Origin of the sequence: Streptomyces sp. NPDC056361, from assembly GCF_042262805.1 — a bacterium.
In the GTDB taxonomy this organism is placed as follows: domain Bacteria; phylum Actinomycetota; class Actinomycetes; order Streptomycetales; family Streptomycetaceae; genus Streptomyces.
In genome coordinates this window covers 1-12914 of the sequence record NZ_JBHJQI010000053.1, presented here as the reverse complement: position 1 = coordinate 12914, position 12914 = coordinate 1, and the positions used below count along the sequence as shown (strand labels likewise).

General features: G+C 68.0%; 15 protein-coding genes and 1 pseudogene. 10 read left to right on the top strand and 6 right to left on the bottom strand.

Annotated features, from left to right (window positions below; translation table 11 throughout):
- Window positions 1-140: 140 nt before the first annotated feature.
- The gene (locus ACFCY7_RS19035) at window positions 141-824 is read right to left on the bottom strand and encodes a hypothetical protein (protein ID WP_376486451.1); all 684 of its coding nucleotides are present in this window, start codon (window positions 822-824) and stop codon (window positions 141-143) included.
- Between the two features lie 632 nt (window positions 825-1456).
- Between ACFCY7_RS19035 and ACFCY7_RS19030 the strand changes: the two genes are divergently transcribed.
- Complete coding sequence (locus ACFCY7_RS19030) at window positions 1457-1864, top strand: hypothetical protein (protein WP_376486450.1); 408 nt, start codon at window positions 1457-1459, stop codon at window positions 1862-1864.
- Window positions 1865-2017: 153 nt separating this feature from the next.
- Window positions 2018-2605, top strand: coding sequence for an SMI1/KNR4 family protein (locus tag ACFCY7_RS19025; protein WP_376486447.1), 588 nt, complete (start codon window positions 2018-2020; stop codon window positions 2603-2605).
- A 93-nt stretch (window positions 2606-2698) separates the two neighbouring features.
- On the opposite strand, the gene ACFCY7_RS19020 is transcribed toward ACFCY7_RS19025, so the two are convergent.
- Window positions 2699-3103: a RidA family protein gene (locus ACFCY7_RS19020; RefSeq protein WP_376486444.1), complete on the bottom strand. Its 405-nt coding sequence runs from the start codon at window positions 3101-3103 to the stop codon at window positions 2699-2701.
- Window positions 3104-3251: 148 nt separating this feature from the next.
- Entirely contained in the window at window positions 3252-3956 is a 705-nt protein-coding gene (locus ACFCY7_RS19015) for a transposase family protein (protein ID WP_376486442.1), read from the bottom strand.
- 252 nt (window positions 3957-4208) lie between these two features.
- Between ACFCY7_RS19015 and ACFCY7_RS19010 the strand changes: the two genes are divergently transcribed.
- Window positions 4209-4826 (top strand): hypothetical protein, encoded by a 618-nt coding sequence (locus tag ACFCY7_RS19010; RefSeq protein ID WP_376486439.1) that lies wholly within the window; start codon window positions 4209-4211, stop codon window positions 4824-4826.
- A 149-nt stretch (window positions 4827-4975) separates the two neighbouring features.
- On the opposite strand, the gene ACFCY7_RS19005 is transcribed toward ACFCY7_RS19010, so the two are convergent.
- Window positions 4976-5536 (bottom strand): hypothetical protein, encoded by a 561-nt coding sequence (locus ACFCY7_RS19005; RefSeq protein WP_376486437.1) that lies wholly within the window; start codon window positions 5534-5536, stop codon window positions 4976-4978.
- A 206-nt stretch (window positions 5537-5742) separates the two neighbouring features.
- Here ACFCY7_RS19005 and ACFCY7_RS19000 point away from each other — a divergent pair, with 206 nt between their 5' ends.
- Together ACFCY7_RS19000 and ACFCY7_RS18995 are read left to right on the top strand one after the other, a co-directional pair.
- The gene (locus ACFCY7_RS19000) at window positions 5743-7353 is read left to right on the top strand and encodes an amidase (protein ID WP_376486435.1); all 1611 of its coding nucleotides are present in this window, start codon (window positions 5743-5745) and stop codon (window positions 7351-7353) included.
- A gap of 207 nt (window positions 7354-7560) precedes the next feature.
- Window positions 7561-8121, top strand: coding sequence for an SMI1/KNR4 family protein (locus ACFCY7_RS18995; protein ID WP_376486433.1), 561 nt, complete (start codon window positions 7561-7563; stop codon window positions 8119-8121).
- A 128-nt stretch (window positions 8122-8249) separates the two neighbouring features.
- On the opposite strand, the gene ACFCY7_RS18990 is transcribed toward ACFCY7_RS18995, so the two are convergent.
- Entirely contained in the window at window positions 8250-8990 is a 741-nt protein-coding gene (locus tag ACFCY7_RS18990; protein ID WP_376486430.1) for a class I SAM-dependent DNA methyltransferase, read from the bottom strand.
- 213 nt (window positions 8991-9203) lie between these two features.
- Here ACFCY7_RS18990 and ACFCY7_RS18985 point away from each other — a divergent pair, with 213 nt between their 5' ends.
- From ACFCY7_RS18985 to ACFCY7_RS18965, 5 genes and pseudogenes are all read left to right on the top strand, one after another.
- On the top strand, window positions 9204-9803 hold the full coding sequence (locus tag ACFCY7_RS18985) for an SMI1/KNR4 family protein (protein WP_376486427.1): 600 nt from the start codon (window positions 9204-9206) through the stop codon (window positions 9801-9803).
- Window positions 9804-9933: 130 nt separating this feature from the next.
- Window positions 9934-10614 (top strand): hypothetical protein, encoded by a 681-nt coding sequence (locus tag ACFCY7_RS18980; protein ID WP_376486426.1) that lies wholly within the window; start codon window positions 9934-9936, stop codon window positions 10612-10614.
- Between the two features lie 85 nt (window positions 10615-10699).
- Window positions 10700-11098 carry an NTP pyrophosphohydrolase gene (locus tag ACFCY7_RS18975; protein ID WP_376486424.1) on the top strand — a complete coding sequence of 133 codons (399 nt, stop codon included), beginning with the start codon at window positions 10700-10702 and terminating at the stop codon, window positions 11096-11098.
- A 227-nt stretch (window positions 11099-11325) separates the two neighbouring features.
- Entirely contained in the window at window positions 11326-11892 is a 567-nt protein-coding gene (locus ACFCY7_RS18970) for a GNAT family N-acetyltransferase (protein ID WP_376486422.1), read from the top strand.
- Between the two features lie 43 nt (window positions 11893-11935).
- A pseudogene (locus ACFCY7_RS18965) lies at window positions 11936-12028 on the top strand (IS5/IS1182 family transposase); the annotation flags it as partial.
- A gap of 20 nt (window positions 12029-12048) precedes the next feature.
- On the opposite strand, the gene ACFCY7_RS18960 reads toward ACFCY7_RS18965, so the two are convergent.
- Window positions 12049-12795 carry a phosphotransferase family protein gene (locus ACFCY7_RS18960; protein ID WP_376486420.1) on the bottom strand — a complete coding sequence of 249 codons (747 nt, stop codon included), beginning with the start codon at window positions 12793-12795 and terminating at the stop codon, window positions 12049-12051.
- Window positions 12796-12914 lie beyond the last annotated feature (119 nt).

Below are 12914 nucleotides of genomic sequence, written 5' to 3'. Positions count from 1 at the left end.
GCCGACCCGCGTTCCCGGGTCGGGCGGAGATGCGCTGGGAGCGACCTGATCCGTCACAACGGACGCGTCACCGATACCCGGGTCCGTCACACCCTCGACATCCCACCCTCGATGTCCCACCGACTACGGCGAGCGCAGCCTCACTGGCGACGGACGGTGAAGTAGTCGTACGCGGTGGATTCCGGACCGCCGACGGTGACCGTGAGGAGGGTGCGGTTACGGGAGCGGGCGGTGGCCATGCTCATCGGGGAGTCCGGCATGACCCAGCAGCGCCTGTAGATCTCGCTGGCGGGTGGACACGGGGTAGGGGACTCGGACGTGACGAGCACCGAGAGGGGGTCGTCGGGCCTTTCCCAGTCGATCTCGATTCCGGGGCCGTCGAGCACGGGCGAAGGCAGCTTGCTTCCGTCGGAGGTGCGGCCCCCGTGGCGTAGGTAGTCGAGCGCGTAGGTGATGGTGCCGGCCGCGTGCGGCATGTCGCGCCCCTTGCCGTCCTGCGGCCCCCAGACCGCGATGTCGGCCTCGCGAATGCGCGGCAGCGCCTCGGCCACGCTTCCCCGTACGCCGAAATAGGCGACAGCGCGCATGCTGCACGTCAGCACGTACGGAGGCCGACCGCTGTCGAAGACCGACCCTTCGCCGAACCTGATGCACGAGTCCGTGACATGCGCCCGTACGAGCTCCAGGCCCTCCACTGCCCCCATCCGCCCGATGACCTCCCGGATCTTCTGTTCCTCCGCCGCTCTGAGCTGCTCCGTCGCGGGCAGCGTCGTCCGCGACCGCAGCTCCTGATCCGACGGCGCGGCGGCGCAGGCCGTCGCCACCCCGAAGAGCACCGCCGCCCACAGAGCAAGCCCCGCTCGCCGACCACGCCGTGGCGGCCGCCTCGTGCTGGTGTCGGTGGGCCAGGGGGTGCTCGACCTCGGGTGGCCGTCGCGTCGCGGCTCACATACGTCCGCTACGTCCGCGGCCGCGGCCGCGGATGACTCCGTTCCACGGACCATCGTGCGATACGCCGCCCCGCGCACATTCCCGCATAACTCGCGGAGGGCGGAAGTGAATACGCGGGGCGGAACGCCCATCGCGTCCAGCAGTGGCTGACTGCGTCCCATCGCTCCCCCGTGCACGTGCCGACGTCCTTCAGGACTCAACCCGAGTGGGGCCACCCCCCACAAGAAGGAATCGAGCCGTGCCGGGCAGCGGAAGATGGAACGCCGGATACGAGAGGCAGGACGCGGGACGCCGGACGCGGGGCACAGGGCGCACGCCGCGGGACGGAGGTCACTGGTCGCAGAGCTGATTGATTCACGGTCGAATCAGGGCTGCGAGACAACGCACCAGGGCCGAAAACTCGGGGTGTCGGGCCGGAAGGGCGGTCGGACGGGCGCCCGGCCGGCGTCCACCCCATCAGGAAAGGAACGGCACGCTCATGGCGAATCGGAGTTACGCGTACCCCGTGAGGTCTTTCGTCCGGCTGGCGGTCACAGCGCTCGCCGCACTGGCGATCGCGGCGTTCGGCATCACGCCGGCGTCCGCGGTCGCCGAGACAACGACGGCGACGGCGACGGCGACGGCTCAGAGTGGCGGCTACGCCAGCGGGGGCTACGCCAAGCGGACGCACGAGGGCCAGCGGAAGGCCTACGGCATCGCCGCTCCGGCCGGCGTGGCCGCGACCACGCCCGCGGCCCGTGGCTACCGGACGTACGACCTCGGCGTGTACCCGGGCTACGTCTGCGACTACCTCAGCGCGTACTACCGCGCCTACTACGCGGCGCGGGGGTACCGGGTCTACTCCCAGTGCATCTACCTGGGCGGCATCCCTCCCTTTCACCGGTCCCTGCTGCGCGTGACCCTCGCCGTCTGACACGTCCGTCCGTTTCATACGTACGTCCGGCACCCGGCACCGCGCACGAACCGCTGCCGGCGTCTCGCCCCTTCGTCCAGCAGGCCACTCGCCGGACGAAGGGGCCCTCCTCAGTGCCAGGTAGAGTCAGGGCGACACAAGAGAAGAGCTCGCATGGACTCCCGCATCCCGCGGCTGCGACGCAAGCTGGCACGCGTCCCGTACACGCCCGACCGAAGCCACTCCTTCGGTGAGGAACGGCACCGTTTCCGCCTCGGCCCCCGCCTACCCGAAGCTCGGGTGAACGCCTTCGAAGCCGAGCACGACGTAGAACTCCCCCGGGCTTATCGGGACTTCCTCACGCACTTGGGCGGCAGCGGTGCGTCCCCGTACTACGGGCTGCTCCCACTGGAACACTGCGCCCTGTTCACCATGAATCCCGCAGTTCCCGGCGCAAGAACGAGATCCTTCAGTCGAGCCCATCGACACACGCGGACCGGCGATCTCTTCCTGCACGTCATCGAACCCGGCTGCACCGATCTCGTCCTCGTGGGCGTGACCGGCCCCCTCACCGAGCGCGTGATCATCGGCAACGTCGACGGCTTCTGGGGCCCGAACGTCTCCTCGGCACCCGACTTCCTCTCCTGGTACGAACGCTGGCTCGACCACATGGCCGCCGGACGGGACAACCGAACCCTGCACCTCACCTCACCGCGCTTCCACGCTCATCCGCAGCATTACCGCCTCGCTCCGAAGCTCTGAGAACTCCTCACGGAAGATGCCTTGAGTGAGCCTCTTTCATCCTGTGCTGGAGGGTGAAAGAGGCTCAGTGAAGGAATCAGGCGAACCTCCTACCTATGGCTTCACATCGAGACGCACGAGCGCGCCAATCTCAACGAGTTGGTCCGGCAGTGCCAAGTCGGAAATGCCCATGACCGTGCTGGCGGGCCGGTGCTCCCCGAAGTACTCGGCGTGGAGGCGTGCTGTCGTGTCGAAGTTCTCCCGCAGGTTCCTCACCAGCACCGTGGTCTCCACTATCTGGCCACGCTCGGCCCCGAACTGCCTCAGCACCAGGTCCAGATTTTCCAGCGTGGTTCGGACCTGCAGTTCGAAGTCGCCTGCACCCAGGAAGTTGCCGTGACGGTCATGGGACAGCTGCCCTGACACGTAGACCGTGTCACCGACCTGGGTGGCCTGGCTATACCCGTACAACGACTCCCACGGCATACCAAAACCGAATGCCTTCATCTGAGAACTCATGAATCACTCCTTTGAATCAGTGCGCGGGACCGTCGGTTACAGACAGGCCCCTGCACGCAGAAGTTACAGGTTCGTACAAACGATGCTTGTCTGGCAGCGAAGTCGAAGTGTTCTCTGCGTGCACAAAATTGGCTGCAGTGAGTCTCTTTCATCCTGCATAGCTGCAGATCAGGAGGGTGTGGACGGCTTGGACGATGGTGCCGATGCGGCGAGTGGAGCATCTGGCTCGCCGTAGTAGCCGCCAGGACTTCAACTGGGCGAAGGCGCGTTCGCCCGGAGCTCTCAGTCGGGCATGGTCCCGGTTGAACTGCTGGTAATGCTCGGGTTGTTCGCGGTGACGGTAGTACGGGGTGCGGCCGGGTGTCGCGCGGGAGAACCAGAGCGGTGTGCCGTCGGGCCGGGCGATGACCTGCACGTTCATGCCGCGCTTGCGTTTCTTGCGGTGCTTTTGGGAGTAGTACGGCTCGTCGGCGGCGATACGGTCGATGGGGATCAGGGTGCCGTCGACGATGACGTGGTCGCCTTCACCGAGGCCGGTGAAGGCTTCGTGGAGGCCGGGCGCCCAGCCGGCCAGGATGTCCAAGGTCTCGTCGACGTACCGCCAGGCGGTGGCCTGGGATATCCCGAAACCCGCTCCGAGCTGCGAGAACGTCTCGTTCTTCCGCAGGTGCACCAGCGTGAGCAGTGCCTGGTCGAAGCAGCCGAGCTTGCGCCAGCGGGTGTTGCGGGTCCGGCGGTGCTCGTACAGCAGCCAGGCGACATGCTCGACGAGCTCGTGCGGGACGTCGAGCGTGGCAGGATACGGAACCAACGGGGCCCCTTCGGTCGCCGGTGTGCTGAGTGGAATCACCACGCCGACGACGAGGGTCCCTGCCTCGTCACCACACCCGCTGACCAGCCCATTTCACCCTCCAGCACAGGATGAAAGAGGCTCAGTGAACCGGAATACGGTCAGAGCCGCGGTTCATGCACTGGGAGGAAGACCCGTCTGGGCGCGGGTCACCGCTCCTCACCACAGGGCCTCCTGACCAGGTAGCTCACGTATGCGCAGGTCGCCGATCCGGTACAGACGAAATCAGTTGACGGAGTCGGCAGAATGCCTGGCATGGGTACAGACATAAGCGGCTTCCTCGAGTATCGGGCGCCGCAAGACGATCAGGAGCCGATCTGGTACAGCGCACACGACCTCAGCTCCCTTAACGATGCCCGTAACTACGATGCGTTCGGTTGTCTCTTCGGGGTCCGTAACTACGCAAACTTCCGCCCCTTGGCCGCAGGCCGGGGTCTGCCCGCCGACGCCTCGGCCACCATGAGTGCGCGATTTAAACAGCTGACCGAGTGGTACGGCGAAGACGGCTTTCACGGCATCACGTGGATCACCTGGGCCGAGGTGAAGGCGGCCGACTGGGACGAGCGGGCGGAGAAGCCCGACAGCCGGCTTCACGAGTACCGCCGGACGCCGAGCGGGCTCAGGATGACGGGCAAGTCGTCCTGGAGTCCGGAGTTTGCCGAGGCTGTCGGTCTTGAGCGAGGTGAAGACCGGGAGTGGCCCGAAGGAAGTGAGTGGCTCGTCGGGGACACGCTCTACAGATCAGTCACCATCCGCCGCAGAGATGCCGTCACCGAAACCGGCGAGTGGCAACCCGTCTGGAAAGCAATGAAGGAACTCGCAGCACAGCACGGGGACGACAACGTGCGCCTCGTCGTGTGGTTCGACAGTTGAGCAAGACTCGACACCTACGCGCATCGATGGCCAGCTGATTCGAATCACCTTGCGGACCGGACGACGATGGCGGAATCGAGCGCAAATCCGAGCGGCTGCGGATCGGCTCGGGATCGGAATCGGAATCGGGATCCGAATCGTGCTTCGGCTCAGGTGTCGTACTCACCGTCCCAGGGTGCGCTGAAGCCAAGGCCGTCGGGATAGAACTCCGCCCACACGCCGTCGACGTCATCGCTGCCGTACTCGTCACCGCCGGCGTCACCGCCCATGCCCACGCCCACGTCGGCGTCGGCGTCGGCGTCGGCGTCGGCGCAGTCGTCGATCGACTCTTCATGCTTCTCCAGCACCAGGCCGAACAGAACTCCCTCTGCTCTGACGGCGAAAGGCGCGATCGCGATGTCCTGGTACCGCCGGTCCGGGAGGGCGTCCAGCCACTCGGCAAGCAGCCGGCGCGCGGTCGTGATCGAGGTGTTCTCGCCGTCTGCAGTGGTGCCGGTGAACTCGATGCGCGAGGTGAGGTGGCGGCCGTTGTCGTCGAAGTGATGGAGTACGGCGCACCAGCGCTTGTGGGACTGCCAGTCGTCGCCACTCCAGCCCTCGGCGAAGGCCGCGGTGACCGAGGCGAAGAACTGGCCGCCCTGCCATCGTCCGATGGTGCTCGTGCGGTAATCGGGCTCGTGTCTGATGGGGATGACCTTGGGGACGCTCACGGGGGAACCGTAAACGCGACCTGTGACAACGAGGATCACGCCGAGCAGACGACCAGCGGACTGCCCGAACCTGGCGTGGGGCGGCGGGGGCGGCAGGAACCCGAGAAATGTGCCCCTGTCTCCCCCGGTTTCCCGTCTCCCCCGGTTGTGTGGAGAGGCGCAGAAGTATCTTGCGCCGGGCAGGTGCCTGCAGTGGGGTGTCCCCCATGAAGAAGCGAAGTGTTGCGGCAGTGACTGCGGCTCTGGCTGTGGCACCCCTTCTGGTGGCGGGTGTGCAGGGGCAGCGGGCGGTGGCGGCTGAGGTCGGTGGCGTTGGTTCCTCGTACGGTGTCGAGGCGGGGCTCCTGGGTGGAGTGGACCTGGATACGGTGACGATCCCGGAGTTGCAGGCGCGGATGGGGCGCGGGGATCTGACGTCGTCGAGGCTCACGATGACGTACCTCCAGCGGATCAAGGCTGTGGATCCGAGGATCAACGCGGTGCTGCGCACGAACCCGACCGCGATGAGTCAGGCGGTGGCGAGTGATGTGAGGCATCGGCTCGGGAAGGTTCGCGGCCCGCTCGACGGCATTCCGGTCCTGTTGAAGGACAATGTGAACACGCGGGACATGCCGACGACGGCCGGGTCGCTGGCGCTGGCGGGGAGTCCACCGGACACGGATGCGGTGCTGGTCGGGAGGCTGCGTGCGGCAGGGGCGGTGATCCTCGGCAAGGCCAACATGTCGGAGTGGGCCAACTTCCGCGCGGCGAAGCCGACGTCGGGTTGGTCGGCGGTGGGTGGGCAGACGCGTAACCCGTACGTGTTGGACCGCAATCCGTGCGGATCGTCCTCCGGGTCGGCTGCGGCGCTCGCGGCGTCGTTGGCGCAGGTCGCGATCGGCACCGAGACGGACGGTTCCATCGTGTGTCCGGCCGGGATGAACGGGGTCGTCGGCCACAAGCCCAGCCTCGGACTGGTCAGCCAGTCCGGTGTCGTCCCGATCTCCGCCGAGCAGGACACGGCCGGCCCCATGGCACGCAATGTCGTCGACACCGCGATCACCCTCTCGGTGATCAGCGGTCAGGACGCCGACAGCACCCTCGGCACCGTCGGCCTCACGGAGGCGGTCACGCGCCCCTCCACTCTGCGCGGCAAGCGGATCGGCCTGTGGCGGCTGCCGTCGCTCGGCACCGACGTGGACGCCCTGATGACGCGTACCGCCGCACGCCTTCGTGCCGCAGGTGCCCAGGTCGTCGAGGTGACGCCGCCGTACCAGGCCAGGCTCGCCGAACTCGAGTTCCCGGCCCTCCTGAGCGAGTTCCATCGGGACATCGACGCCTACCTCGCCTCCCGTAACGGGCCTCGCGACCTCGCCGGACTCATCGAGTTCAACCGCACGCACCCGGCCGAGCAGACCTGCTTCGCCGGCCAGGAACTGTTCGAACTCGCCTTGGCCGCACCGTCGACCTCGGACCCGGGCTACCGGGCCATGCGCGCCGAACTGGGCGACCTCTCCAAGCGCTCGATCGACGAGACCATGGCCGCCCACCGCCTGGACGCCATCGCCTCCCCCGCCAACCCTCCCGCCTGGACCACCGACTGCGCCCGCGGCGACAACGACGTGATCCCCTCCTCCACCCCGGCCGCCGTCGCCGGCTACCCCTCCCTCTCCGTCCCCGCCGGCTTCGTCGGCGAACTCCCGGTCGGCCTCCTCCTCATGGCCTGCAACCACCGGGACGCCGAACTGCTCTCGCTGGGCGCGGCAGTGGAGCAGCGCCTGGACGCCTGGCGTGCCCCGAAGTACCTGCCGTCGTCGACTCCCACCACGACTGACTGACCGGACGGCGTGCGAACGGGACCGGGCCGCGTTCCTGGTCCGGTCCCGTTCGCTGCGCGACCTGAACGTTCGCTGCTCTCTACGCGCTCGCTCGGCGTCGCATCGCCTGCGCTGGTTACGCCCGCAGGCGGTTGACGGGCCGGCCAGCCGGCTGGCACGGGGCGCTCACTTCCGGCGATGTCAGAGGCGTCTGACACGATCACCGTCATGACCGACCTCGATGGCCTCCTGCGACGTGTCGCCCTGCAGGCTGCGTCCGACGCCGAAGACCTTCCTGCCTGTGTCAGCGAAGAGCAGGTTGCCCAGGCCGAGGCGCAGCTGGGCTTCACCCTTCACCCCCTCCTCGTACGCCTGTACCGCGAGATCGCCGATGGCGGGTTCGGTCCGGACTACCGACTGCTGCCGCTGCTCGGGCCGGGTGCCGGCGTCGTCAGCGAATTCCTGGAGCGTCGCGAGGCGTCCTCCGGGGTGCCGTACCCGGAGTGGCCGGACGGTGTCGTGCCCATCCTGACCTGGGGCTGCGCGATGTACGCGGGTGTCGACTGCTTCAGCGAGGACGGCCAGGTCCTGCTCTTCGAGCCGAACGTGTACGGCGGCGACTCGTGGGAGGAGTGCTGGTTCCTCGACTCCACCGGCCTTGCGGCATGGCTGGAGACATGGCTCGCGGGAAACGGCTGGTTCGACGAGGAAGCCGCCGACCGAGACGACGTGGTCGAACCACGGCTCTGGGACCAGGCCGGAAGCCGCTTGTCCCCCGTCGCCTCGTAGAACTCCGCACGACATCCACGAGGTGCCTTCCGCGCTCCCGGATGCGCGCTGATCTGCCGGCGGGGCCTGAACTCCCGGTGGGAGTGCGAAGACAGGCACGGCATACGTCGACGGTCCGGTGGCCGATCTCAGGTCGGCTTGCGCCACACGGAGATGTGCTTCGTGGAGTCCTGGGTGAACGGCGTCCCGTCCCAGTCCGCCACGCGACGTTCCAACTTGAGGCCGGCGATCCGTGCCATCAGGTCGAGCTCTGCGGGCCAGGCATAGCGGTGCCGGGAGTCGTCGCGGCGGTAACGGCCGTCGTCGCCGTCGCGGGTGAAGTGGTGCGAGACGAGAATCTGCTCGACGAGGTCGAAGGTGTCGAAGCCGAGATGCTGCTCGGAGACGTCGAACGGCACCGCGACCTGGCCTGGCGGCAGGAACCGCAGCGGCGGGACGCCCAGCTCGATGACGAATCGGCCGCCGGGCTCCAGATGACGTGCGGCGTTGCGGAAGCACTCGACCTGCTCGTCCTGTGTGAGCAGGTTCGTGATGGTGTTGTAGACGAGGTAGACCAAGGTGAACTCCCCGGGAACGACGGTCGTGGCCATGTCCCCGATCACCACCGGAAGCGTGTCCTCGTCGATCTTGCGCCGCAGCACCGCCGCCATGTGCTCGGACAGTTCGATGCCCACTACCGGCACTCCGCGTTCCCGCAGCGGGACGCCCACTCGCCCGGTCCCGATGGCGAACTCCAATGCCCGGCCGTCCCCGGCAAGCTCCGCGAGGAAGGCCAGTGTGGGTCGCAGAGCGACGGCCGAGGACGTCTCGGCCTCCTCGGCGTCGTAACGGTCGGCGGTCTCACGGGTCCACAGCTCACTGCTCGTCACGGGCGGCCACTTTGCCGGGCGCCGAGGGGCCCTGTCGACGCATTTATGCTTCCGCGGCTCCGACCACGCCGTTCGGGTGCCGGTTCAGACCGTTCAGACCAACGTCCTGTTCGAATTCCGAGCCGCCGCTCGCTGCCGCTCCCGGCATGATCGGGGACATCGCCGAGCTGGGATGATCCTGTCGCCAAGGACGACACGCCAGCGAGGGGCGCTATGACCGACTACCTGACCGCGACCATGGCGATGCTCGGCCCGGCCCAGCATCGCTACACGGACCCCGCTGCCTGGGATCGCCTTCACGCACAGCTCGGCGTCCGGCTGCCGACCGACTATCAGACGCTTGTCGACGCGTACGCTCCCATCCGGCTCAACAGCCACCTGTCCTTGCACCACCCCGCCACCGACCGCTGGAATCTGGGCTACTGGATCCGAGAGACGGCCCACGCCTGGTCCGAAGTGCCCTGGGACGAGCTCGACCCGGACGAGGACCCGCGCCTGCTGTTCGGACTTCCGGAGTTGAGCTTCGGCGCCCGCAACGGACCATGGCCTATGGCCAGCACTGACCGGGGCGAGACACTGTTCCTTGTGGCCGCGCACAGCACGACCCCTTGGCTCCTGGTCGAAGACGGCGGAGGCGGCTGGGCACGGTACGACATGAGCTTCGCCGAATGGCTCTATCGCTATCTCATCGGGGAAGACATGGCCGGGCCTCACACCGCCGCCTTCTACCCCGGTCCGGTACAGCTGCTCCGCCTCCCGATGACCGCCGACGAACGACCAGAGCCCTGGAGCGGGCCGGACCGCGGCATGTAGCCGCTCCCCATCGGATCCGTGTCGGAGAGCCGGGTGGTGAAGACCCTGCCCGACAGACCCTCATACGGTCTCCTGCCCCCTGTGCGGCAGAATCGCGATCGACTGGGCAAGTACGGGTGGGGGTGGGAACGTGGGGCTTTTTGGCTCGCGAGGCCGGCGTCAGCGCATACCGGACGATCCGGCGCTGGTGGCTGCGGCTGCGGAGAATCCCGGTGGCAGCGTTGCTGAGATAGACCCGGCGTATGTCGACGATCCGAATGGCTACGTACCGCCGGAGGCGATTCGTGGCGCGTGGTTGGTGGATGGCAGTGGGCAGCTGACGGGTGAGTACGAGAAGAATCCCCGTCATGGGGTGCCGCAGGACGACTTCGGGAAGCTCACCGATCCTGATCATTGGCTCGGCTGGATCGGCGGTGATCCTGCGGTGGCTGTACGGAAGGGCATCGAGGAGTCCTTGCGGGCGCAGGTGGCAGACGCTGTGGTCCAGTGGGTCAAGATCCTCGAAACGCCGCGGTTCCTGACGGGTGGGCGTCCGCATGCGGAAGGCGCGGAGGTCATCCTGGTCACCCGTGCGGCGCTTGCCGCGCCGTTTGCGTTGTCCGTGTGGACGGCGCAGCACGGGCCTTCCGTCCTCCTGGGGGTGTTCTCCTGGGCGGCGGTGAACCTCTCGACGCCCGGAGCGCGAAAGGATCGGCACTGGTTCGACTTGGGTGTCGGGCTGGACTGGGCCGAGGAACGGCTCCAAGAGCGGATCTACGAGATGGACGGCCACGAGAGCAGCGGTGGTGAGGACGGCTCCGCCGGGCGGTAGGGGCGAGGGCGGTGGGGGCCGGTAGCGCCAGGTCGTACCGGGTGCCCGGCGGACCTTCGTGCGGGCCGGCTGACATCCTGAGGTCATGAGATCTGAAGACCAGCCCGTGCGTCCCCTGCTGGTGGTCGACGGGGCCAATGTCGTGGGGTCGGTGCCGGATGGCTGGTGGCGGGACCGACGTGGGGCGGCCGAGCGCCTGCGTGACCGGCTTGCCGTGACGGGAGGCCCGACCGGGGGGCCGTTCCCGGGACCGTACGAAGTCGTGTTGGTCGTCGAGGGCGGGGCGCGAGGTGTCGCCTCCGTGCCTGGTGTCCGGGTGGAGGAGGCTCCTGGCAGTGGCGACGACACGATCGCCGAGTTGGCCCGGAGCGCGAGCGGCCGACCTTGCCTCGTCATCACGGCCGACCGGGAGCTTCGCCGGCGGGTGGAGGAGGCGGGTGCTCACTGCATGGGGCCCCGGAGTCTCCCGCAGACCCCCGCTTAGGGATCTCGCGGGGGTACGCCTTCCACGTACTTCCGGCTGCCCACCTTTGCGGCCGACTGTACCCCTCCCCTGTGGATCCGCCCGGTCGTAGGCTCACACGCAGGGATTCGCGGCCCTTCCCGGGCTCGGAGTTCCCGTCCCTGCGCTCAGGGCTCCCGGCGCCGGGTTCTGCGGGGCTGCTCCTCAGGGGGGCCGAATCTCTCGATCGCTTTGGATGGAGAAGCCGCATGCACACCCGCACCACAACCGGGCCGGGCCTTCCCGATGACGGAGTTCGGCTGCGCCCGGCGACGGCCCAGGATGCCGAGTTCCTGACCGAGATGCTGTTGGAGGCGTTCAACTGGGACGGGCCGCGATTCAGCAGGGACGAGGTCTTGGGGAGACCTCGGCTCGCGCACTACATCACCGGGTGGCCCCGGCCCGGAGACTTCGGTGTGGTGGCCGAGGACAGCGCGGGCAGGGCAGTGGGCGGTGTGTGGGCGAGGCGGTTTCCGGCGGATGATCCGGGTTACGGGTACGTGGACCCCCAGGTGCCGGAGCTGACCTTGGGGGTCCTGCCGGGGCATCGGGGACGTGGAGTGGGGAGCGCTCTGTTGGATGCGGTGGTGGACACGGCGTCGCGGCTGGGCGTCGAGCGGCTGAGTCTGAGTGTCGAGGACGGTAGCCGGGCTGTGCGGCTCTACCGCTCGCGAGGGTTCGTCAAGGTCGGGCGGGAGGGGCAGTCGGACACGTTGCTGCTGCGGGTGGGAGGAGAGGGAGCGCGTTCGGCGGCCGAGCTGCCTTACGACTCCTAGCAGAAGGAGGTTTCTGGATCTCCGGGAATGACGGCATGTCAGTTGGGTTGTGGAAGGAACGATCGCGCTGCTGCACTGGTTCCGCCGTCTGCGTATCCGCTGGGAGATCCGCGACGACATCCACCACGCGTTCGTCACCGTCGGGCCCGCGCAGCCTCACATCCGGGATCTCAGCACGTCGACCTCACAGCCCGGCGCGAACGGGTCGAAGCCGTGCTCGATCAGCCAGCGAACTGCCAGCAGGCTTCGCAACGACCACCACGCGTGGATCACGTCGAGGTCGATGTCGGTGCCGTAGCCGGCGAGGACGTCGTCGAGGTGCTCCTCGTGTCCGAGTGTGAAGGTGGCGAGGTCGTACAGGGCATCGCCCTGGCCCGCCTCGGACCAGTCGATGATGCCGGTGACCTCGTCACCGTCGATGAAGACGTGCGCGATCTGCAGGTCGCCGTGTGTGAACGCCGGTGTCCACGGCCGGAGTGCGGCCTCGGCGACCCGACGGTTGCGGGTGACCAGGTCGGCGGGCAGAAGGCCGTTCGTCACGAGCAACTCGCACTCGTCGTCGAGTTCCGCCGCCAGCGCGACGATGCTCCGGCCGGCCCGGCCGGGCCGGGGCGGCAGCGGCGCGTCGTGCAGCTTCCGGATGGCGGCGCCTGCCGCGGCCCACGCCGCTGGCGACCCGGTCGACGGCCCGCCGAGGCGGCCGAGCGTCGTCCCCGGGAGTGCGGCGATCGCGAGCACGGGTGGCTTGCGCCACAGGACCTCCGGGGTCGGGACCGGCGCCAGGGCCATCGCCTCGACCTCGACGTCGATACGCTCCTGATCGGCGTCCACCTTCAGGAACACGTCACCGACGCGCAGAGTCGCACGTTCGGAATGGGCGACGACGACTTTGACCTCATCCATGGGCGACCAGCATCCCCGAGATGCTCGCCGACGTCGCCGGATTTATCGCATGCGATGACGCAACTGACCGCATCTCGCATGCAGTACGCCGATCCCGGCCCCGCCGCCCATATGGGCGG

Bases quoted from the DNA above. Each gene is read 5' to 3' on its own strand.
- ACFCY7_RS19025 (WP_376486447.1), top strand. From the start codon at position 2,018: ATGGACTCCCGCATCCCGCGGCTGCGACGCAAGCTGGCACGCGTCCCG.
- ACFCY7_RS19020 (WP_376486444.1), bottom strand. From the start codon at position 3,103: ATGAGTTCTCAGATGAAGGCATTCGGTTTTGGTATGCCGTGGGAGTCG.
- ACFCY7_RS19010 (WP_376486439.1), top strand. From the start codon at position 4,209: ATGGGTACAGACATAAGCGGCTTCCTCGAGTATCGGGCGCCGCAAGAC.
- ACFCY7_RS19000 (WP_376486435.1), top strand. From the start codon at position 5,743: ATGAAGAAGCGAAGTGTTGCGGCAGTGACTGCGGCTCTGGCTGTGGCA.
- ACFCY7_RS18995 (WP_376486433.1), top strand. From the start codon at position 7,561: ATGACCGACCTCGATGGCCTCCTGCGACGTGTCGCCCTGCAGGCTGCG.
- ACFCY7_RS18985 (WP_376486427.1), top strand. From the start codon at position 9,204: ATGACCGACTACCTGACCGCGACCATGGCGATGCTCGGCCCGGCCCAG.
- ACFCY7_RS18975 (WP_376486424.1), top strand. From the start codon at position 10,700: ATGAGATCTGAAGACCAGCCCGTGCGTCCCCTGCTGGTGGTCGACGGG.
- ACFCY7_RS18970 (WP_376486422.1), top strand. From the start codon at position 11,326: ATGCACACCCGCACCACAACCGGGCCGGGCCTTCCCGATGACGGAGTT.
- ACFCY7_RS18960 (WP_376486420.1), bottom strand. From the start codon at position 12,795: ATGGATGAGGTCAAAGTCGTCGTCGCCCATTCCGAACGTGCGACTCTG.